We start from the raw sequence: 21,993 nt of genomic DNA, 5'->3' as shown, positions 1-21,993 counted from the left end.
TGATATAAAAAATTTGTTGTAATTTTCCTGCATCATGATAAAATTTTATTGTTTGTTATTTAAACGGATTTATCTATTATCATAGTTTTTTGATACATAGACATCAAGGAGAAATCAGACATAATGACATGGGAAGTTTTAAGCATGATTGGCACTATTGCCTTTGCCGTCAGTGGAGCAATTGTAGCCATGGAAGAGGAATATGATATTTTAGGAGTTTACATTCTAGGAATTGTCACCGCTTTTGGCGGCGGGGCGATTCGAAACCTGTTAATTGGTGTACCCGTCTCTGCTTTATGGGAACAGAGCTTATTATTTCACATTGCCTTATTATCGATGACTGCCGTGTTTTTATTTCCAAGCAACCTTCTTAAACACTGGCAAAAATGGGGGAATTTCTTCGATGCAATAGGCCTGTCCGCGTTTGCTATTCAGGGCGCAATGTATGCTGAGAATATGAACCACCCACTTAGTGCTGTAATTGTTGCAGCTGTTTTGACCGGAATCGGGGGTGGGATTATCCGTGATTTATTAGCAGGAAGAAAGCCGATCGTACTCAGAGCTGAAATTTATGCGGTTTGGGCCATTCTTGCTGGTATTATCATCGGACTCAAGATCGCATCAAATCCTTGGGAATTGTATACCTTATTTGTCCTTGTTACTGTTTTACGTGTTCTTTCTTACACCTTTGATTGGAAACTGCCATCACGAAGAATTGGAGCTCATTAACAAATAAAAGCGAAGTTGTCTAGCCGCTAGGCACTCCTCGAAAAAGCCAACGCTTTTCCTTCGTGCGGAGTATCGCTTCCGAAGCTTATTCTTATGGAGCTGGAGAATGATCAAAATCGAATTTATAATTATCTCTTAAAAACGGACTAAAATCGGCGGTTTGCTATAAGCCCGCCGATTTTTTCTTTAGTCTTCTTCGAAAACAAGGTCATTGCTTCTAAGTGTCATTAAATCATGTCTGTCATAGCTATTGAGCATTAACAGCCTCATCGCTTGTGCCCTAACTGATTTTTCAATTACGTTGCGGACGTATCGGCCGTTTGAAAAGCTATTAGGATTTAACACAGCCTTCACCCAAATTAAATGATCTCTTAATTTCTTTTCTGCCTCATGACTCAACGAGTATTCTCTCTCTACCAACATTCTGCCGGCAATATCCATTAATTGATCAATATTATAGTCTTGGAAATCAATCACTAATGGAAATCGAGAATGAAGACCAGGATTTAAAGTTAAAAAGTAATCCATCTCACGGGAATACCCTGCCAGAATCAGGATAAATTCGTGCTGTTTATCCTCCATATGCTTCACAAGTGTATCGATCGCTTCCTTACCAAAATCCTTTTCCCCGCCTCGGCCTAAGGAATATGCCTCATCGATAAACAGAATCCCTCCTTGAGCCTTCTTAATCAGATCCCTTGTCTTTTGCGCTGTATGGCCAATATACTCGCCGACAAGGTCAGCTCGCTCTGCCTCAATTAAGTGCCCTTTTGTTAGAACGCTCATTTTTTGAAACAGCTTTCCAATTAGCCTGGCTACTGTTGTTTTACCTGTTCCCGGATTCCCTTTAAACATCATATGAAGTGCTTGTTTTCTAGCTTTCAGCCCTGTTTCCTCACGCTTCTTGTTTACGTAAATCCAAGCATAAATTTCCTTTATCATTCGTTTCATTTCTTCCATGCCAACCAAAGCCCCGAGCTCCTCTTCAATTTCCTTAAGGGCCGTGTGCTCAGGGGGAATGACCTTTGGAACAACTTGAAAGTCAGGTAACTCTTTTGTTACTGTTTTTCTTTTTTGTGAATTGAGTACAACACTTATTTGACCGTTACTTTTCATTCGAAATGGTTGATCCAAAGCAATCACCTCTCATTCTGCAAACAGTATACGTAAGGTAGCTTGATTAGGCTACTCAGAAGTGTATAGGGTTAGGCATAATCCTTCATTCTATGTGTATTCACAACCATTAAAATTCATTAAAAAAGATTTTCCTGCGAAAGATGCATATTAAAAAATAAAAAGAGCCCACGCGTGTGGACTCAATTTAGATGAAAATTTTATTGGTTATCCAATTCAAGCTGAATATTTCTTTGTGGTGCAAAAGTTGAAATGGCATGCTTATATACCAATTGTTGTTTTCCTTCACATTCAAAAAGAACTGTAAAATTATCAAAGCCCTTAATTTGGCCTCTTAATTGAAAACCATTGAGTAAGAATACCGTAATATGGGCGTTATCTTTACGGCATTGGTTTAAAAATTGATCTTGAATATTAATAGTTGTTTTCATTTGTATATCCTCCTCTTTAATCTCTACTAATATGTATTCGATTTTACTTGAAGCTTTCCTTCAACATAATGTGAAATTTCCGCTATTTTTTTTGAGAAATTATTCACATCTGTCATATCAAACCATTGTACATCCATTTTGTTCCGAAACCAAGTCAATTGCCTTTTGGCATATCTTCTTGAATTTTGTTTTAAATTTTCTACAGCTTCTTCCAATTTTACCCTGCCATCCAAATAGCCATATATTTCTTTGTAGCCAATTGCTTGGATTGATTGACAATCACGTAACCCTTGTTGATATAGGTTCTCCACTTCTGCTAAAAGACCCTCGTTCATCATCAAATCTACCCGAGTATTAATACGATTATAAAGATTCTCTCGTTCCATTGTTAAGCCGACGAGTGCCGTATTGTACAAAAGGTCACGCTGCTGTGTACTTTGAAATTCCTTCATCGTCTTACCTGTCAGATGGTAAATTTCAAGAGCACGGATCACCCTTCTAACATTATTTGGATGAATTTGTGCAGCACTTTCTTTATCAACCGCTATTAATTCTTTGTACAATGTTTCATTACCAATTTCCTTTGCTCTTTCTTCTAGTTTAAGGCGGAAGGATTCATCTCCAGGAACATCGGAAAATTGATAATCATAAATGACGGACTGGATATACAACCCTGTTCCGCCTACTATTATGGGAAGCTTTCCCTTTTTGGCAATCTCACTTATTCTTTCCCGAACAAGATGTTGAAATTCAGCAACCGAAAAATTTTCTGAAGGCTCCTTAATATCGATTAAATAGTGGGGAATCCCTTCCATTTCATTCATCGTGATTTTTGCTGTCCCGATATCCATTCCGCGATAAATTTGCATTGAATCCCCGCTAATGATCTCACCATTATAAAGTTTGGCCATTTCGATACTTAATTTTGTTTTTCCTACTGCGGTTGGACCAATGATAACCAATAATTTTTGTTTTGAATCCAATATTTTCACACTGCCTTATTCCATTTTCAGTGAAGCCTGGCTCTATTAATCCAATTTCACATTTCCATCCTAACACATTTTCGAAAAGCAGTTGAACATCAAATAAGTATATACAAAAAATATATTTTCTATGCGTTTTTTAAGAATGAATTATTTATCCATTTTTGTACCAAAGATGAAAAAAATTTCTTGTAAATTTACAAATCGATAACGGTTCATTTACAAACGACTTTTTACCCCCATATTCATGTTAGGCTTATTCGTAGTATATTTTTGAATAATAAAAGGGATAAGGTGAAAAAATGCTTTCAACTTTTGATATTGGAATTGATTTAGGAACAGCAAATATATTGGTGTATAGTAAAAACAAAGGAATTGCACTTAATGAGCCCTCCGTAGTGGCCATCGATACAGAAACAAAAAACGTAGTGGCTGTTGGGCTCGAGGCAAAAGAAATGATTGGAAAGACACCTGAAAAAATTGTAGCTATTCGGCCTTTAAAGGATGGAGTCATTGCTGACTTTGATGTTACAACAGAAATGCTCAAACACGTGTTACGAAAAGCATCTAAAAAAATGGGGTTTGCCATTCGTAAACCGAATGTTGTCGTCTGTACCCCATCAGGGTCCACTAGTGTTGACCGGAGAGCAATTGAAGATGCCGTAAGAAATGCTGGCGCTAAAAAAATATCCTTGATTGAGGAGCCAGTAGCTGCAGCAATTGGGGCAGGCTTACCTGTGGATGAACCGGTCGCCAATGTGATAGTTGATATCGGTGGCGGTAATACAGAGGTTGCCATTATTTCCTTTGGTGGTGTGGTGGCTTGCCACTCGATCAAAATCGGCGGCGATCGCCTTGATGACGATATTATTCAATATGTTCGAAAAGAATACAATGTGTTGATTGGTGAACGGACGGCAGAAAACATCAAAATGGAAATTGGGTATGCACTAATTGACCATGAGGAGATTTCAAAGGATGTCCGTGGACGTGACCTTGTGACTGGTTTGCCAAAAACAATTACACTCTCATCATACGAGATTCGAAATGCGATTAAAGAATCCCTCCTGCATATATTAGAAGCAGTCCGAGCTACACTAGAAGATTGTCCTGCAGAACTAAGCGGTGATATCGTTGATAGAGGAGTAATTCTAACTGGCGGGGGATCATTATTGAATGGTATGGAGAAATGGCTTAGTGAGGAAATCTTTGTTCCAGTGCAACTCGCCACTAACCCACTTGAATCTGTGGCAGTAGGAACTGGTATGGCACTGCAATATATAGGCAAGCTGCAAGCTGCTGCAAAATAGTTTTGTTTGTGAAAGGTTTTAATAAAAAAGAAGGCTGAAGGACAAAACCCCCTTCAGCCTCTTTTAATGGAAAACTCGGTCACAAATCATTTTTTAGGACCGTTCTACCGCTTTTTCAATTCACAATTAACAATTTTTTGTAACCATTCTACTGCTTTTTTTCGATTCTCGGTCACAATTAGTTACATCACCCGTTTAAACATCTTCTCCATCTCGTAATTAGAGTAGTGGACGATAATCGGCCTTCCATGCGGGCAGGTGAATGGGTCCGATGCTTTTCGTAAATCATCCAGGAGTGCTTGGATTTCATCGTTACGCAAATGGCGATTCGCCTTAATCGATGCTTTACAGCTCATCATGATTGCGGCTTCTTCACGGAGCTTTTTGATATCGACTTTTTTCATTGATAAAAGCTGCTCAATCATATCTTCGATAATCAGTTTTTCTTCCCCTTTTGGGAACCATTGCGGATGGGATCGGACAATAAAACTATTCAAGCCGAATTCTTCAAGAAACACTCCGACCTTTTCGAGTTCACTTAGATTCTCCGTTATTTTCACATAATCATCTGTTGAATATTCGAAGGTTATTGGGACGAGCATCTCCTGCAGCTCAGACTGAACCTGTCCTACCTTTTCTCGAAAATACTCATACTTAAGCCGTTCCTGTGCCGCATGTTGATCGATGATATATAAGCCATTTTCATTCTGGGCAAATATATAAGTCCCGTGCATTTGTCCGATTAGGTAAAGACGCGGGATTCTGCTTTCACTTTGATCGTTTTCGGTATTAGAATCTATAATTTGATCATTCTCAAGTGTATCTTCAATTGATTCAACAATTTGATCATCCGAATCGAAAAATGGTTTTGTTGAATCCCAACTATCTGTTTCTTCTTTTTTTTCAGTTCTTACATAACGAGATGAAAATGTTGGAACCGGAATTGTCTGGGTTTCCTGAACTGTCTGTGAAGGAACAGACCATTCCTTATATTTTTCATTATAGTTATTTGAAATAGGTGTTCCTTCATCCAGAATTAACGATGTCTGCTCCGATTTGGCTTCTTCTTTTTTCATAGGAGTATAGGCTGTCGGAATTAGAATCTTCGATTTAAATGCATTTTGAATAATTGTTGTAACAAGCTCATCCAGTTCTGCTTCCTTACTTATACGAACTTCCATTTTCGATGGGTGTACATTAACATCCACCAGAAGAGGATCCATTTCAATATTAAGAAGAACAATCGGAAATCTCCCAATGGGGAGCAAAGTATGGTAGCCTTCCTGTATCGCTTTTGCCAACGGATAGTTTTTAATAAATCGACCATTGATCATCGTAGAAATATAATTTCTTGATGCCCTTGTTACCTCAGGCATCGAGGCAAATCCGCTGATAGAATAATCAAGCGATTGCCCGCTGATTGGAACGAGCTGCTTAGCAATGGCAATCCCGTAAATCGCTGCAAGTACCTGACGAACATCACCGTTTCCGTTCGTTTGTAGCAGCTTCCGCTCATTATGGATTAAACGAAAAGCGACCTCAGGATGGGATAGTGCGAGCCGATTGACGACATCTGTAATATTTCCAAGCTCTGTGTGGATCGTCTTCATGTATTTTAAACGTGCAGGCGTATTGAAAAATAAATCGGTAATCGTGATATCCGTACCGCGTCTCGCAGAAGCTTTTTCAAACACTTCAACTTTTCCGCCCTCAATTACTACTCGATTTCCAGCACCTTTTCCAGTAGACGTCTTCATTTCAAGCCTGGAAACCGAAGCGATACTTGGCAGTGCTTCGCCGCGAAATCCAAGGGTGCGGATACGAAACAAATCATTCTCATCTTTGATCTTACTGGTGGCATGGCGTTGGAAGGCGATTAAAACGTCCTCTTCGTCAATTCCGTAGCCGTTATCGGTAATCCGAATTTTGGCGAGTCCCGCTTCCTCAACTTCAATTTCAATTACGGTACTACCGGCATCGATCGCATTTTCTACAAGCTCTTTTACGACAGAGGCGGGACGTTCGACAACTTCTCCCGCCGCTATTTTGTTTGAAAGAGCATCATCTAGTTGGATAATCTTTCCCATTCGCCTTCACCCCCTACTTTAACCTTTTCTGGAGCTCGTACAACATGTTAATCGCCTGAAGCGGGGTAACATCTAATAAATCTAATTCCTTTATCTTCTCTAACACTCGTTTTTCTTTTGAAGTCGGTTCGTGTTTTTTCGGCTCTTTCGGTTCATCAAAGAATGACAGCTGTGCCAGTTGTTCATGAGGATCTTTTTGGATGACTGCATCCGCTTTTATAGGAACAGTTTGAACATCAGACTGTTCTAAGGTGGTTAAAATTTCATTCGCCCGGCTGATTAATTCTGCAGGCAGCTCGGCAAGCTGTGCAACATGGATCCCGTAGCTCTTATCGGCCGGTCCTTCTTTAATTTTATGAAGGAATACAACCTTACCGTTATGCTCAATCGCACTAACGTGAATATTTTTTAACTTCGAAAGTTCTTCATCCAACACGGTTAGCTCATGGTAATGGGTTGAAAATAAGGTCTTAGACCCAATCCGCTTATGAATATACTCAATAATTGCCTGCGCCAAAGCCATTCCATCATACGTGGAGGTTCCACGTCCGATTTCGTCAAACAAAATCAGACTGTTTTGTGTTGCGTTGGTAATCGCATTTTTTGCTTCAAGCATTTCGACCATAAAGGTACTTTGACCTGAGATCAAATCATCTGCTGCACCAATCCGTGTAAACACCTGGTCAAAAATCGGCAGTACAGCTTCTGAAGCCGGTACATAGCAGCCGATTTGTGCCAAAATGGCTGTTAATGCTATTTGACGCATATACGTACTTTTACCAGACATATTCGGACCTGTTATTAACAGAACTTCCCTTTCGCTGTCCATTTGACAGTCGTTTGGAACATATTCTTGGGAGTTTAATACTTTTTCAACAACTGGATGACGACCATCCTTAATGGCGACACGACGTTCCAGTGAAAACTGCGGTTTAACATAATGGCGCTCCTCACTTACTTGAGCAAAACATTGCAGCACATCAAGCTCACTGACCGTTTTCGCCAATGCCTGTAATCTCGGAATCTGTTCCTTTACAATCTCGCGGATTTCTGTAAACAAATCGTATTCAAGTTCACCGCATTTTTCTTCCGCTTGTAAGATTAACGCCTCTTTTTCTTTTAAAGCAGGAGTAATAAAGCGTTCTGCATTTGTTAAGGTTTGCTTACGCTCATACTGGCCTTCTTCCAAAAGATGCAGGTTTGCACGTGTGACTTCGATATAGTAGCCAAATACGCGGTTATAACCAACCTTTAATGATTTAATCCCGGTTTTTTCGCGCTCTTCACGCTCTAATTGAGCAATCCATGTTTTCCCGTTTCGGCTGGCATCGCGATATTGATCTAGCTGAGCGTTGTATCCATCACGAATCATATTTCCTTCTTTAAGTGATAGTGGTGGATTTTCAACAATCGCCTGCTCTAGCAAATCTGTAATCTCTTCACAGGGGTCAAGCAGCTCAGCAATTTTTTTTACCTGATCATTCTGCATACCCTGAAGGATTTGTTTTAAAAATGGGACCTGCATTAACGATCGCTTTAATTGCACTAAATCACGGGCATTGACATTTCCAAAGGCAACCCGCCCTGCTAAACGCTCTAAATCGTATACTTCTTTTAATTTTTCCCTAATCTCCTGGCGTTCAAAATAATGATTCATCAAGACTTCAACGATTGTTTGGCGATACTCAATCTCAGCCTGATTTATTAACGGCCGGTCAATCCAGTGCTTTAACATCCTTCCACCCATCGCTGTCATGGTCTCATCAAGCAGCCATAATAATGACCCTTTTTTGCCTTTGGAACGGATTGTCTCAGTTAATTCAAGATTACGCTTTGAATAATAATCAATTTTCATATATTGATGGATTTGGTAGGTAGCGACTGGTTGAAGATGGTCAAGACTTCTTTTCTGCGACCGATATAAATAATTAAATAGTCTTGCTGCTGTTTGCTTCAATTTATCTTGATTAAGATCTTCGAGCAGATAGGAAAAATTCATATCTATCGAACTATTATCCTCAAATGAGATTGCTAGAACATCTCGTTCCCTCATTCTCTTTTGTAGTTCTCCGTCAAAGTTGCTAGAAACAACTACTTCTTTTGCACTTAAAACTGACAGTTCATTCAGTACATCATCAAAATGGTTCGAAAGCAAGGTTACCTTACTTTCACCTGTTGAAATATCGTTGTAGGCAAATCCGTATGTTTGATCGTCAAATGCGGTTATCGAGGCAATATAGTTATTCTCTTTGTCATTTAACCCTTTGCCATCCATTACTGTTCCTGGTGTGATCAATTGAACAACTTCGCGTTTCACCATGCCTTTTGTTTGTTTTGCATCTTCCATCTGCTCACAAATTGCCACTTTGTATCCTTTTGAAATAAGCTGTTCAATATAGTTTGGAGCAGCATGGTATGGAACACCGCACATCGGAATTCGTTCCTCAGAACCACCATCTCGGCTTGTTAATGTTATTTCTAATTCTTGTGATGCTTTAACTGCATCTTCAAAGAACATTTCGTAAAAATCGCCTAAGCGAAAAAATAAAAAGGCATCTTGATAATCTGCCTTAACGGTTAAATATTGCTGTATCATCGGCGTATAAGCAGCCATAATGACCTCCACGGTTATATTCATTTCGAGTATCTTCGACAAACTATTATAACACAAAATGAGGGTGTCAGGCACTCGTCGATAATTCACCAAAAAATAAAGGGATTTCCCAATTCAAATAGAAATTTGGTAAATCTGCAATTTAAGCAATGGAAAAAGTAAAGGTGCAGAAGAATTCCTCTCCTGCACCTTTACAATCAAAAACTTATCATTTATTAAAAATTACATTAAGTGTGACAGTACCATTTGCTTGTTCAGCAATATTTGTTATTTGAATGCCTGTTTCAGTGCCCTTTTTCGACCATTTGTATAATGAGGTTGTGTTTGGACCCACATTCCCTTTAGGACTTATCGAGGTTACTTTGTATTTACCAGGGAATACATCGCCTGAATCTCCATCATTCAAATAGCGCTCCATATCAAAGGAACCATCTGCTTGAACAACACTTACCGCATAATGCCGCTCTCCATTGGCAGGATTTACTGGTACCTGTGCTAAGCCGAGATGGTTTAGATCCCAGTTTTGCGCTTCATTTGGCCTCCAGAAATTACGTGAGAGAATATCCTCCACCACATGATAGACGACTAATCCATGCAATTTGTTACCATCTAAGTTGTATTCTAATCCAGCATCAAAACCAGTTTGCTGGCGATTCTCTAATAAGAAGTATTCACGACCGTCTGAGCCGGGAACATTAATCTTATAAATATCGGGCTGCTGTTCTACTGGACGAAGTGTTAGTTGTTGATTTTTATTCACTTCAATTGCTTTAGCAAAGCCAAGATATGTTTTTGACCATGCATCCGGATGGACTGGTGAATTTCCTGAGTAATAACGGTTATTCATGTCACGACCATATGAACCACCAGCCATTAAACTAAACATTCCCACTCCTTCCGAGTCATAACCATAATCATATAAATCTGGCAGCCCTAGAACATGACCAAATTCATGTGCAAAAACCCCAACGCTTGGTGGAGATGGTTCTCTTCCATTATAATCCGGTCCCACAAGATCAGGATTTGATATTTTTAAATATCCTGTAATATCCTGCCCCACTTCAGGAACGATATTATACGTATCCACAGCTACACCGTCAACCACTGTGTGCTCTAATGTTGACTCATCAGGCTCTTCGCCAGTTTGATAGTATTGCCCGAAATAGCTTGCACTTGTAATATCCCATTTATGTGACCAAATTAGGCTTGGGTCCAAGCTAAACTCTGCACCCGTTCCACGATGGATGATTAATAGATTAGGTACAATTTTGTCTATGGTTTGCCCGTCCTTAATAAATGATGTAGCATCGCCATGCAGCCAGAAATCACCTGGCTGTGCTGGAACAGCATATTGGGAGAAGTCTACATCCTTTGACGCTAGATTAATAGCATCTTTTACCAATTCTCCAATATGTGCATCTCCATTTTCATTATGGTACCCTTTGTCCTGTCCTAAATAATAGTCATAGGAATGCGGCAAGGTATACCATCCTGCAACATCAATATCCATACTGAATTTTCCATAGCTAACCTCTTTATAGAAATTCTTCATTGTGCGATTGGTAGAAGCTGCCTTTCCATTGAAGGTTGCTAAATGTTTAAACATATCCAATCGATAAGGATTAAAAGTATCTCCATTTATAAGATCATCAAATTGATTAATAGGGATTTGGTCATAATCAACACCTGGAACAGCACTTTTTCCATCTGCAGCTAAAGGAAAATCCACCACAATAGCAATCCCTTTTGTTTTCAGATCCTCTACTTTTTTGGGCTGTAACCTCTCAGTTTCTTGTGGTTTAGAATACGATTTGCCGTTATAGCCGTGTAGTTCTTTTCCTTTAATCACGCCGCCTTTCGATAAAACATCTTTTGAGAGATTCGGATCAACTTTTTGATAGTCTGGTAGCTTGGGTGCAAATTCCTTTTTTGTAACTGAAGCTGATTTCGCAAATGCTGGAACAATAGAGAAAAATACCATTGCTAATACAAGTCCCAGTGAAAAAAATTTTTTCAATACATTTCCCCCTTTAACAGTTTGGTTAAATAGTAATAGTGCTAATACACTATCGTTATTATTATAATTTCACCCATCAGAATATTATGTCGATTATCCTTGTTAGTAAATTTCTTTTTTTGCCATACTTTGTTGAAGGGAAGTGTCTTATGATAGAAATTTAATTTTTCTATTTACCTTTTAACAGAATAAATATTTTCTCATTAAAAGTTATCTAAGTTGTAAGAACAATAATTTTCATTAGAGGAGTAAAAGCTATTTTCATCGAATATACTTTACTAAATGTTTAAATAAAAGAATTAATTATGTAAATGGGGTGGATAGATGGCAGAGTGGTTTGGCCGTAGTTACAAAAACTATGATTTCCAGATGTTTTCCATAAGTCATTTTGTTGTTATTTCCATCTTCATTTTAGTTTCGATCTTAATATTTTTGTTTAGAGATAAGCTGAAAGCAGAAGAATGGAGATATGCAGAAATCGGGGTAGCAATTTCATTAATTTTAATGGAAACAACTTATCATTTATGGATGTTACTCAATGGCAGCTGGCATGTTAGTCATGCCATCCCTCTGGAATTGTGCAGCATCAGCTTGATTTTAACGGTGATATTATTACTAACAAGAAAAAAATTAATTTATGAGATTCTATTATTTACTTCATTACTAGGCGCATCTCAGGCGTTATTAACCCCATTATTACATTATGACTTCCCACATTTTCGTTTCTTTCATTTCTTTTATACCCATTTAATGATCATTTGGGTGCCGCTCTATTTTACTTGGGCAAAGGGATACAGGCCATCCATCTGGTCCGTACTAAAATTGTTTATCTTTTTGAATGTTCTAATGCCGGTTATTATAGTTATTAATAAGCTGGTAGACGGAAATTATATGTTCTTAAGTCACAAGCCAAGGAGCGCAAGTCTATTAGATTTTCTCGGTCCCTACCCCTGGTATATTCTATCGTTAGAAGGTTTATTAATTTCATTAAGTTTAATCGTTTGGTTGTTGTTCCGGGAAAAGGCTGTAAATAAAGCAAAAGTGACCAGGAATCTGCCGATTCAATAATATCAACTTTTTATTGACCTTTTTCGATTAAATCATTATAATAAATAACGTTCCTAATAAGTGAATAAATGTCCCAGTTGCTCAGCACGCTCGAATATGCTTCAATGAATTTTCTTAAGCGTACTGATCGAGCCTCTTCTTGATTAAGCATTCTGAGATCAGGACGGGATTTTCTAACTGTGTGTATGTTAAATTAAGTAAATACTTTTCTACTTGTCCCAGTAGCTCAGCACGCCTGAATATGCTCCAATGAATTTTCTTCAGCGTACTGATCGAGCCACTCCTTGATTAAGCTTTCTGAGATCAGGACGGGATTTTCTAATTGTGTGTGTTAAGTAAAGTAAATTGTTTTCTACGTGTCCCAGTAGCTCAGCAGGATAGAGCAACAGTTTCCTAAACTGTAGGTCGGAGGTTCGAATCCTCTCTGGGACGTACAAAAGCCTTGATAATTCAAGGCTTTTCTTGTTGTTTTAAAGAACTGTTTGGTTTTTGCCGAAAATTTGCCGAAAATGAAATGACGCCTCGTTAGAAATTGAGTGGGCTTCATTTTTAAACTGGCGATAATTTTTTTATTTTTCTTGTGTAACGTATAAGTAAAGTTGGATTTATATATATACTGGTTATTGCTGGTTCATGCGACAAATAAAAAATGCCCAAATTCCTTTCGTATCAAGGTATTTGGGCATTTTTCCATTATTAACACTTTCAGGCTAATTAATGTTATGTTTTTTTTCGTCCCTTATTTTTCGAGTTGTATGGGTTGGACTCGGCAACGTCTGTTCTTTTTGTATTATATTTTGTTCACCAAATAACGGATTGATATACTCCATTCTCTTCCTTTCCCTCATTTTGGGCTTTAGCCTAGGGACATTTTTCCACTTTTCCGTTCTTAATAGATGTATAGAGGAAGCGGACAAGTTTTAGAACTCATTTTCATTTTTGACCTTCCGGCTTTATATCACCCTTCTCACATGTACTCATCGTACATTTCCTTCCGGGCATCACTGTATAATCGGGCATATAATCGGCTGACAGCAGCATGTGCCTCTACCATTGATAATATAGGCGATAAGTCTGTATACTCTTTTCGGAAGAAGATTACCTCATTTTTTAAATCCTTAAAATTAGCTAACATAACGAGCCTCCTGATATTATGAAAAGTTGGAATATATGTTTTCATCCCCCTTATATTTTGTGCACCAGCTGTTCCAACAAATGCAAAAGGACAGCCTGTATAGGCTGCCGCTAGGTGTATTCATTTCCATCTTTCTTCAACTAACGCGCCCGATTGCGGAAGATCAAAATAATGATTATTATTGCAGCCCTTTAACTTGTTGAACTAGTCGAGTAGAAGGGTGCCTTTCTACCTTGCGGTAAATTGGACTCCACCCCCCTCTCAGAACCGTGCTTGCACTATTAATGCACACGGCTCCTCCTAGTCATCTTTTACAGAATATAGCTAATCACTTTTCTTAAATCATATATGTTCACTTTAATCCTTGGTAAAGGTAGCGGATATTTATGAAGAAAAAGTTTGAATTTATCCCATGTGAAGGATTTTCTTTGACTTCTTCTATTGAGCCATTTAAACAGAAGGTTTTCAATTTTGTCTTTGAAGTTGTTAACATTTGGGGTATTATCAGTGATGCAATAATAGTTGTAATACCCTATTAATGAACGTTTAAATCTATCCATAATCATATGAATATCCTTATTTCTATTATTCCTCAACCATTCTTTCGTTTCTTTTAGTTTTCCTTTGACTTTCTTCCTGCTTGATTTCCGTTTCACTCGAAAGTTTCCTTGTTTACTTTTCCCACAGTAGTGTGTAAAACCAAGGAAATCAAAGGTTGCTGGTTTACTTCTTCCCTGTTGATTTGCATTTTTCTCCGCAAACTTCCCGAAGGGAATGATTTTAGTTTTATCCTCAGCTATTTCTAAATTAAATTTCTTTAATCTTAACTTTAATGAATGGAAGAATTGCTCCGCTTCACTTTTATATTGAAAACAACAAACAAAATCATCTGCATATCTCACTATGTATGCTTGTCCATTGCACTGTTTCCTAACCCTTTTCTCAAACCATAGGTCGAGTACATAATGGAGATATACATTGGCTAATATCGGAGATATTACTCCACCTTGCGGTGTGCCATTGTCTGTCTTATATTTCTTGCCTTCCTCCATGTATCCACCTTTAAGAAACCTACCAATTGTTCTTAGTAGGTTAGGGTCAGCGATTCGCGGTTTTAGGAACTCCATCATCCATGTGTGGTCAACGTTGTCAAAGAATCCTTTAATATCTACATCTACTACATAATTTACTGACCTTTTTTCAATATAGAAGTTCAGTATTTTCAAAGCATCGTGGCAATTACGATTTGGTCGGAATCCAAAGGAACAGTCAAGAAAGTCATTTTCATAGATAGAATTTAGTATTTTCGTAATGCACTTTTGTACAATCTTATCTTCATGTTCCGGTATTCCCAACGGTCTTTTCTTGTTTGAGTTGAGCTTTGGAATATACATTCTCCTTACTGGAACAGGTCGATAGCTTTTGCTTTTAAGACTACTAACTAAATCCTCTATGTTTTCTTCTAAATTTTCACCGTATTGCTCTTTAGTTGTTCCGTTAATCCCAGTAGCCTTCTTATTGGGTAGCTCAAAATGGCATTGAACTAATGTTTGCTTATTTAATAAATGTGCAAGAGAAGTAAATTTCATTTTAGGATCTGATTTTGCTAATTCTGCTATCCTTAGTAGTTTTGTTTCCATTTATTATACCTACCTCTGTGTGTAGTAAATGTGTCCCTAGTAAGGGTGATAACTGGTAGCTAGCCTTTCCTCCATCGGCATTACCCAACTTCATTGGTACTACGCTGCTATCCGACTCCCTACATCGGCATTTGGTTTCCTTGCTTGTTATCGCTTGTAGACCATACTCTTCTAAAAAAAGAAAAGACCGGTAGGGTCTCCCGAGTTGCCGTATCATATCAATGTATAACGTGCCAAGGTCTCTGACTCCAGAGAGGTTTTATCATTCTTGCCTTTAACGAAAGAAAAAATGTTGCTTTCTGCTGTGCGTAAGGCATCAGCCCTCTCGAATTACTAACATTATGGAGCTCAATCCCTTCAACCATTCGGCTTTCGGCCCGCTACCTAACTGTCTACGCTTAAAGACTAAAGTTACCTTTAGCCCTCCAAGACTCGCTACGAGCGAATGGCTAGTTCTTACTCGACGGGAATCCCACCCGCTATATGATACGACCTAGGCTCGGCCGCACACGCACCCTTAGTTGAACAATATATCCAGCCTAATAAATACAGTAAATATATTACTGTCTGTAAAGTGTACCCGATTATTGTGCCATCGTTCTCCGTTTATTTGAATTTAAGTCAAAGCTTTAACTAAATAAATTGTGTCAATAGTTGGTTAAACATGTCACGTTCTTCCCAGAAAGGGCCATGACCACTATATTGAAACGGAACAAGCTGTGAATTTCTTATTTTTTCATTTAGTTCCTGAGCTTGTGCAAATGGAATAACTTTGTCATGAATGCCGTGAATGATTAAAGTAGGTACATTAATTTTTGGAAGATCCGCATGCAACTTCTCATCTCTTAATGTAAGTATAATAGCAGCTGTCGACCAACTTGCTGCTTGTAATCCCATTTGCAAAAACCAGTCCGAAAATGGTTTAGTTATATACTGAAAGAAAAAGCCATCTGTTACGTCCTGCATCATTTTAGGCCGGTCATTTAAGGTTTCTTTAAGAAAGTTATTAGCAGTTTCTGAGGTAAATCCAGTTGGAGCGGCCGCATCAATAAGAACAAGCTTTGATACCCCAAAACCGTTGTGACGAGACATATATCGAATTGCAATAGCCCCACCGGTAGAGTGACCTACGAGAGTAAAATTGTTTAATTGAAGTGTACCAACTAATGTGCGGATATCATCTGCAAGTCTGTTATAAGTATAGCCACTCATTGGTTTATCCGAATTACCAAAGCCCCTCCAGTCTATACCAATACAGCGGTAACCCATAGCAGGCAGAATATTAAACTGATATTCAAACTGATTATGGCTTAACGGCCAACCATGTAAAAACAAAATGGTTTTATTTCCCATCGGGTTAATATCTTCTACATATAAATTCACACCTGGCTCTACAGTAACAAAGTATCCCATGAAGATTCCTCCCTAGTTAATATGGTTTCAATAATAGATATTCATTTTGGTTAACATAGATGAGTACCTATCCCAGTTGTAGGCCAGAGAAGCAAAAAAGGATGGGGTTTATTGAACTGCTAACCTGGAACCCTTATCACAATAAGAAAATGGAGTTTGCTCCCGTAACTCCTTGTTAATCTCTTGCCCCCGTTGAATATGCCAATGAGTTGTGCGGTGTTTTTGCAAAGCTCGTATCTTACACAAGAATAGCCCCATACATTAGTGTCTATCTTTTCTTTTATCATTAGCTTAGTTAGCCCTCTAATATGATAAAATTTAATAGATTTCTAATTTGTGGGAGATGCATAAATGTTACATGTCTTTTTAGATTCCAATGTTTGCTTTACAGACCCTTTTATGGAGAAAAACTTCCATAACCGCTTACTTGTTGAATTAGCAGAAAAAGGGTTGATTTCTCTTTATATTTCTGAGGTTGTTAAAAAGGAAGTCATTAATAACTTCGAAAAAGAACTGAACAAACAATATGAAGAAATCCAAAAATACGAAGGAAAAATTACTAAACTCCTTCCTGAAAACGAGCGTCCTCCCATTGCTTGGACTAATACGGTGGAAGAATATGTTCATAAACTGAAAGGTCGTTTAGAAGAACTAGAGGACTATGGCTATCTCGATATTGTTGAATTCAATAATAATATGCTTCCAGAACTAGTGGAACGCTCCATTAAAAGAAAAAAACCTTTCACTGAAAGAAAACAGGAGTTCCGTGATGCAATTATTTGGTTTTCCTATGTTAATTATGTATTTGAAAAAAATTTGCCATTTTGCAATTTTTTTAATTTACAATAAAAGAGGAATTGAATTTTTAGGCTCTTCCTGTATAATGATTCTCGAATGGAACAACGTGGGACTAGTTTTAACTTTAGTTTGTAAGTGTTTTAGTATCTTATAGATACGGTATAAAGGGCTGCCAAATGAATATTAAACTATTTGTAAATTTCGAGATTTCTTAATTTTTTATCTTTAATTGTCATATTTTAAGTTGTAATCGATGATTACTCGCTCGACATCTTCAATACCAATATCATTCAATGCAGTAATTAATCTAAATTCAACTTCTTGCCAGTACCTCAACTCAGTTACTGCATTGTTTTTTCTAAACCTAGCGAAAATAAGGTCTGCAACAATAAATTCTTGTTTATCTGCAATATTTTTGTTTTTTTCCTCTTTTTTAAAGTCATCCATAACGACTATTCTCCCATATGAATTAATATAATTTTCCTTTATATATTCCATTCGTCAATTACTAGATTGTAGTTTTCATCGAATGCTTGTAGGTTGTCAAGTATTTTTGGCTCGTAGAGGCTGTCGAAGGTTTTTCGACAGTCTGAGGAAGTGATTTCAATTCACTTCCTTTTGTCTTTCCGTTATTCTTGAAGTTCTAGCACAATCTCGGGGACGCAATCCTTTTTAAGAACGAACGTAAAGGTTTGACTGTCTTTCAACGTTAATCGAATCGCTCCGTTTAGCGGTCCATTCGCTTCAATACAGTCCTTTATATCCTCTCTGCGGAAACTCATCGCCAATGTGATTTCGGAGTCTAAATGTAACATATACACACGAATTCTTTGATTGGTTAAGACGAAAACGATTGGCATGTTATCCTTTGTTAGCCAGGAAATCTCAGGAAATAGCTTCATCACCCAATTTGTTGGAGCTGTTCTTCCCCCCACAATCGTAATAATGTATTCGTCGACCTCTAAATCCGACATCGCACGCTCTTCGTATTTATTTGTCAAACTCATTCTACTCACCCTTTATCGCTAAAATTAATCATGTTGCACTGCTTCCGCGCCTTGAACCCCCGGCACCTCTTTTCCCAACACCTTATTTATTTGAGCTTAGATGCATACTTTCAGTTAATTGCCTCATTTTTTCCAGGGTGAGATCAGGTTGTTCCATCATAATTGTATAGCGCATCCCGTTTTCATCCCAGGTTACCGCACGGATTTCTTCCATATAGCCTGCATACTGTCCGCGAATTTTCGAATCCTCCCCATCTATTTCCATTCCCTTTTCCTTCGGAATAGGAAAAATTGACAAGGAAAAGGTATTTTGCTTATTAGTAGAGGTTGTCAACACAACCATATTTTCCACTAAAATGAATTATTTTACTGATAATCAATGATTATATTAAATGAAAGTGCTCCCTCATTGAGGAAAAACTTCGCAATGAGGGAGCATGAGAAAAATGTGTGCCGCTATTTAGTATTTGGTACTGTAATAGACCCGCTGGAATTATTATCAAGTTGATCTTTGCTCATTAACACATTACCATTTTGATCCACAACATTGCCGCTTTTGTCGGTCGTAATACCGGCAGAACCAGTTACAACATCGCCTATAGGATTTTTGCTGCCGTCAATGATTTGGTCTTTGGGTACAAGGATTGACCCGTCCGGAGCTAAGACATTACCGTCTTTATCCATTTTTGCAGATTCCTGATTGCCTAAGCCGCCGACGGTAATAGAGCCGTTTGCATTTTTTGCTAGTTGGTCTTTCGTTTGAATGACGCTGCCGTTTTTATCAACTACATTGCCATTCTTGTCAAGATTTAATCCTGCTTTGACTTGATCCGAATAGCCTACATGATTCACTGCTGCCGAAACACCAATGCTTGATGCGGTGATAGCGAGTGCTGCTGAGAACGTGATAATTGCGATTTTCTTGTTGAAATTCATAATGGTTCCTCCTTGCCTTTTGGGCATGTATAATTTAGAAAGCAAATTGTCTCTTCGGCGACTCCATTTTAACCGATAGAACATTAAACCATCTTTAATTTTTGAGAGATTTTTTATTTTTTTGTTTGCCGATAAATATTTGCTTTCTATGCCCACATATTAACACTTCCAACATTAAATCATCGTTAATTCTGTGCAACAAATAAAGTTATTTAGGAATTTTTATTGTAAAAGTCGTTCCGCTTCCCAAAGTGCTGTCCACCAAAATTTCGCCTCCATGCCGCAAAATTACAGATTTAGCCAGCGGCAAGCCCAGCCCATGTCCATTGCTATTATCTCTGTCTGTGCGGTAAAATGGTTCAAATATTTTTTTAAGTTTGTCATCTTCAATACCAATGCCATTATCCAAAATTACAATTTTAATTTGATTCTTTTCGTCAACGCATGAAATATGGATTTTTCCGCCGGTCTGTGTGTACTTCACGGCGTTTTCAGCGATATTGAAAACGGCACGATATAACAAAATCTCATTGCCTTTAATTAACGATATATGATTTGTCACGCAGTCAACCTTTATGTTTTTTTTGCTGGACATTTCGGATATGTCTTCGCAAACATCATATATGATTGTTTCCATGGACACATTATCGTCAAGTGATGCGTTTTCCTGTGAAACCATTTCCAAAAGTTCTTCAATCATCAAATTCATTTTGGTGGCAGATTGATTGATTGTTTGACAAAGCTCTTTGTAATTTTCTGCTGTGCAATCCTCTTGTTCCAGAACAGCGCTGATGTTTGATTTTATCACGGTCAGCGGCGTTTTTAATTCATGAGCAACCCCGGCATTAAACCGTTTTTGTGAATCAAAGGCATTATTTAGTTTGGCAAACATTTGATTGAATGAAATGGATAATTCTCTGATTTCATCTTTTTGATTTGGCACCGGCAAAGTGTCAGCAAGGTTATCCGCACCCAAAGCCCTGATTTTTCCGATTAGTTTTTTTAAAGGCTTTAGTGAACTGACCGCTACCAAATGTGAGGATACCCCGCCAATAATTACTGTGATAATTAATATGATAATAGAACCCACCAAAATTTTATTGACTAAACTTTGCATTTCGTTAGAAATGAGCACACTGGAGCCGCTGGCTTTATTGCCTATGATGGCGGTGCCAGGTTGTTGTTGATTTCCAACGGCAGGATTTTGGTCGGCGGGATTTACGTTTGGCGTTATTGTTACATTTCCCTGCGTATATCCGATGATTTGTGTGGCGGCATTTGGTACAAGTCTGCTTACATTTAAGTTAATAAACACCACTAAAATTGCGCTGGATGCCAAAACAATCAGCGCTGTAAAAATGGAAATCCTCCAGCGCAGAGGAAAATTTAAATTTTTCATACTATTCTCCCTTAAAGATATAACCCAGTCCCTTTGTGGTGGAAATTACATTATTTTTACCTGTGATTTCATTGATTTTTTTGCGCAAAGAGTAAATATGAACACGCATCACTTCTGTAAACGGATTGGACTCCTCGTTCCAAACATGGCGGTAAAGTTCCTCCGCGTTTATATATTTACCCTTGTTTTGAACAAGATGGGAGAAAATAGAAAATTCTTTTAAGGTGAGAATCAGTTCTTTGCTACTATATGTCACCCGCTTAGAGGACAGATCAATTTCAAAGCCGGATTCAACCATCACATTGAGTTTGCTGGTAAAATCACGTCTTAGTAATGCGCGGATTCTCGCTCGCAATTCATCAAAATCAAAAGGTTTAACCACATAATCATTGGCACCAAGATCAAGTCCTTTTACACGATCCCCTGTCGTATGATTGGCCGAAACAATAATCACTCGTGTGTCCTGTGAATTTTTGCGTAATTTTTCAAGCACTTCAAAACCGCTGATGTCAGGGAGCATTAAATCAAGTATAACCAAGTCATATTCGTTTATATCAATCAGCTCAAGTGCGGATGAGCCATTTGCCGCCAAATCCACGGCATATCCGTCACGCTTCAGCACCTTTTCGATGGCGGCAGCAATGTCTTTTTCATCTTCAATCACCAATATTCGCATATGTCAACCTCGATTTTGTAAATTAATTAATTTTTGCAATCCAAAAGTGAAAGAGCTGATAGTTGTATTATTCATTGGGTTGCAACCAAAAATTCATTTGATACATATTGCCAATCAGGAGAATTATGATTGAAATTTAATGTCTCTACGAATTTCGGAGTTAACTTTAAAGAAGCTTTATACGGAACATACATTTTGTTATACGGGTCTATCGTCGGCATCTGACTGCTACCGCTCGTTTTGTAAATACCTACAACTTCAAACTCGCTACTTGCTTTAACGTCTTCAGATTTCACTTTCACCTTGCTTCCGACCTTTAAGTTATTCTTCTTAGCAAGGTGCTTCTCAATTATTACTACTTGTTTATCAGCGTCTTCTTTTGTTATTTGACGTCCTTCTACAATCTTATTTGTTCCATCCTTAAAGCTTGTTAATAGCTCTCCATGTAAAACACCATCCATCGCAATATCCGGTTCAGTGAAACCAGGGGGACTACCGAAAACTACTCCATTGCCGCTATCTTGTTTTTGTGAACTATTACTTGTATCGATCGGTTTAAATCCCTGCTACCACTTCCTTTTCTTGCTTTTACACTAAAGAAAGCTCTTTTTATAAA

20 protein-coding genes and 1 tRNA gene are annotated in these 21,993 nt (G+C 38.1%); 5 read left to right on the top strand and 16 right to left on the bottom strand.

Annotation, left to right across the window (positions count from 1 at the left end):
• Nucleotides 1-123: 123 nt before the first annotated feature.
• Nucleotides 124-729, top strand: coding sequence for a trimeric intracellular cation channel family protein (locus QNH20_RS10130; RefSeq protein ID WP_283922760.1), 606 nt, complete (start codon nt 124-126; stop codon nt 727-729).
• Nucleotides 730-915: 186 nt separating this feature from the next.
• Here the strand turns inward: QNH20_RS10130 and spoVK are convergent, their stop codons facing one another.
• The 3 genes from spoVK to miaA all read right to left on the bottom strand — a co-directional run bounded on the left by spoVK (nt 916) and on the right by miaA (nt 3,277).
• Entirely contained in the window at nt 916-1,863 is a 948-nt protein-coding gene (gene spoVK, locus QNH20_RS10125) for a stage V sporulation protein K (protein WP_283922759.1), read from the bottom strand.
• 200 nt (nt 1,864-2,063) lie between these two features.
• Nucleotides 2,064-2,294 (bottom strand): RNA chaperone Hfq, encoded by a 231-nt coding sequence (gene hfq / locus QNH20_RS10120; protein ID WP_283922758.1) that lies wholly within the window; start codon nt 2,292-2,294, stop codon nt 2,064-2,066.
• Between the two features lie 26 nt (nt 2,295-2,320).
• On the bottom strand, nt 2,321-3,277 hold the full coding sequence (miaA, locus tag QNH20_RS10115) for a tRNA (adenosine(37)-N6)-dimethylallyltransferase MiaA (protein ID WP_283922757.1): 957 nt from the start codon (nt 3,275-3,277) through the stop codon (nt 2,321-2,323).
• 302 nt (nt 3,278-3,579) lie between these two features.
• Between miaA and mreBH the strand changes: the two genes are divergently transcribed.
• Nucleotides 3,580-4,587 (top strand): rod-share determining protein MreBH, encoded by a 1,008-nt coding sequence (mreBH, locus tag QNH20_RS10110; protein WP_283922756.1) that lies wholly within the window; start codon nt 3,580-3,582, stop codon nt 4,585-4,587.
• A gap of 182 nt (nt 4,588-4,769) precedes the next feature.
• Here the strand turns inward: mreBH and mutL are convergent, their stop codons facing one another.
• The 3 genes from mutL to QNH20_RS10095 all read right to left on the bottom strand — a co-directional run bounded on the left by mutL (nt 4,770) and on the right by QNH20_RS10095 (nt 11,305).
• On the bottom strand, nt 4,770-6,674 hold the full coding sequence (gene mutL / locus QNH20_RS10105) for a DNA mismatch repair endonuclease MutL (protein ID WP_283922755.1): 1,905 nt from the start codon (nt 6,672-6,674) through the stop codon (nt 4,770-4,772).
• Between the two features lie 13 nt (nt 6,675-6,687).
• Nucleotides 6,688-9,288, bottom strand: a complete 2,601-nt coding sequence (gene mutS / locus QNH20_RS10100; protein WP_283922754.1) for a DNA mismatch repair protein MutS — start codon at nt 9,286-9,288, stop codon at nt 6,688-6,690.
• A 208-nt stretch (nt 9,289-9,496) separates the two neighbouring features.
• Nucleotides 9,497-11,305 (bottom strand): M6 family metalloprotease domain-containing protein, encoded by a 1,809-nt coding sequence (locus QNH20_RS10095; RefSeq protein WP_283922753.1) that lies wholly within the window; start codon nt 11,303-11,305, stop codon nt 9,497-9,499.
• A gap of 324 nt (nt 11,306-11,629) precedes the next feature.
• On the opposite strand from QNH20_RS10095, the gene QNH20_RS10090 reads away from it, so the two are divergent.
• Nucleotides 11,630-12,373: a YwaF family protein gene (locus QNH20_RS10090; protein WP_283922752.1), complete on the top strand. Its 744-nt coding sequence runs from the start codon at nt 11,630-11,632 to the stop codon at nt 12,371-12,373.
• 358 nt (nt 12,374-12,731) lie between these two features.
• A tRNA-Arg gene (locus QNH20_RS10085) sits at nt 12,732-12,805 on the top strand.
• Between the two features lie 535 nt (nt 12,806-13,340).
• Here the strand turns inward: QNH20_RS10085 and QNH20_RS10080 are convergent.
• The 3 genes from QNH20_RS10080 to QNH20_RS10070 form a co-directional block, all read right to left on the bottom strand.
• On the bottom strand, nt 13,341-13,508 hold the full coding sequence (locus tag QNH20_RS10080) for a hypothetical protein (protein ID WP_283922751.1): 168 nt from the start codon (nt 13,506-13,508) through the stop codon (nt 13,341-13,343).
• 311 nt (nt 13,509-13,819) lie between these two features.
• Nucleotides 13,820-15,148 (bottom strand): group II intron reverse transcriptase/maturase, encoded by a 1,329-nt coding sequence (gene ltrA / locus QNH20_RS10075; RefSeq protein ID WP_283922750.1) that lies wholly within the window; start codon nt 15,146-15,148, stop codon nt 13,820-13,822.
• Between the two features lie 633 nt (nt 15,149-15,781).
• Nucleotides 15,782-16,561, bottom strand: a complete 780-nt coding sequence (locus QNH20_RS10070) for an alpha/beta fold hydrolase (protein WP_283922749.1) — start codon at nt 16,559-16,561, stop codon at nt 15,782-15,784.
• A 351-nt stretch (nt 16,562-16,912) separates the two neighbouring features.
• Here QNH20_RS10070 and QNH20_RS10065 point away from each other — a divergent pair, with 351 nt between their 5' ends.
• Nucleotides 16,913-17,410, top strand: a complete 498-nt coding sequence (locus QNH20_RS10065) for a PIN domain-containing protein (RefSeq protein WP_283922748.1) — start codon at nt 16,913-16,915, stop codon at nt 17,408-17,410.
• Nucleotides 17,411-17,584: 174 nt separating this feature from the next.
• Here QNH20_RS10065 and QNH20_RS10060 read toward each other — a convergent pair whose 3' ends face one another.
• From QNH20_RS10060 to QNH20_RS10030, 7 genes are all read right to left on the bottom strand, one after another.
• Entirely contained in the window at nt 17,585-17,806 is a 222-nt protein-coding gene (locus QNH20_RS10060; RefSeq protein ID WP_283922747.1) for a hypothetical protein, read from the bottom strand.
• A 182-nt stretch (nt 17,807-17,988) separates the two neighbouring features.
• On the bottom strand, nt 17,989-18,366 hold the full coding sequence (locus tag QNH20_RS10055) for a hypothetical protein (protein ID WP_283922746.1): 378 nt from the start codon (nt 18,364-18,366) through the stop codon (nt 17,989-17,991).
• Between the two features lie 82 nt (nt 18,367-18,448).
• Entirely contained in the window at nt 18,449-18,709 is a 261-nt protein-coding gene (locus QNH20_RS10050) for a hypothetical protein (protein ID WP_283922745.1), read from the bottom strand.
• Between the two features lie 113 nt (nt 18,710-18,822).
• A complete protein-coding gene (locus QNH20_RS10045) occupies nt 18,823-19,302 on the bottom strand; it encodes a hypothetical protein (protein WP_283922744.1) in 480 nt (159 codons plus the stop codon).
• Nucleotides 19,303-19,510: 208 nt separating this feature from the next.
• Nucleotides 19,511-20,701 carry a sensor histidine kinase gene (locus QNH20_RS10040; protein ID WP_283922743.1) on the bottom strand — a complete coding sequence of 397 codons (1,191 nt, stop codon included), beginning with the start codon at nt 20,699-20,701 and terminating at the stop codon, nt 19,511-19,513.
• Between the two features lies 1 nt (nt 20,702).
• Nucleotides 20,703-21,377, bottom strand: a complete 675-nt coding sequence (locus QNH20_RS10035) for a response regulator transcription factor (protein ID WP_283922742.1) — start codon at nt 21,375-21,377, stop codon at nt 20,703-20,705.
• 71 nt (nt 21,378-21,448) lie between these two features.
• Nucleotides 21,449-21,838, bottom strand: a complete 390-nt coding sequence (locus QNH20_RS10030) for an ABC transporter permease (RefSeq protein WP_283922741.1) — start codon at nt 21,836-21,838, stop codon at nt 21,449-21,451.
• Between the last annotated feature and the right edge of the window lie 155 nt (nt 21,839-21,993).

Origin of the sequence: Neobacillus sp. WH10 (genome assembly GCF_030123405.1) — a bacterium.
In the GTDB taxonomy this organism is placed as follows: Bacteria; Bacillota; Bacilli; order Bacillales; family Cytobacillaceae; genus Neobacillus.
This window is presented reverse-complemented; position numbering and strand designations above follow the sequence as displayed.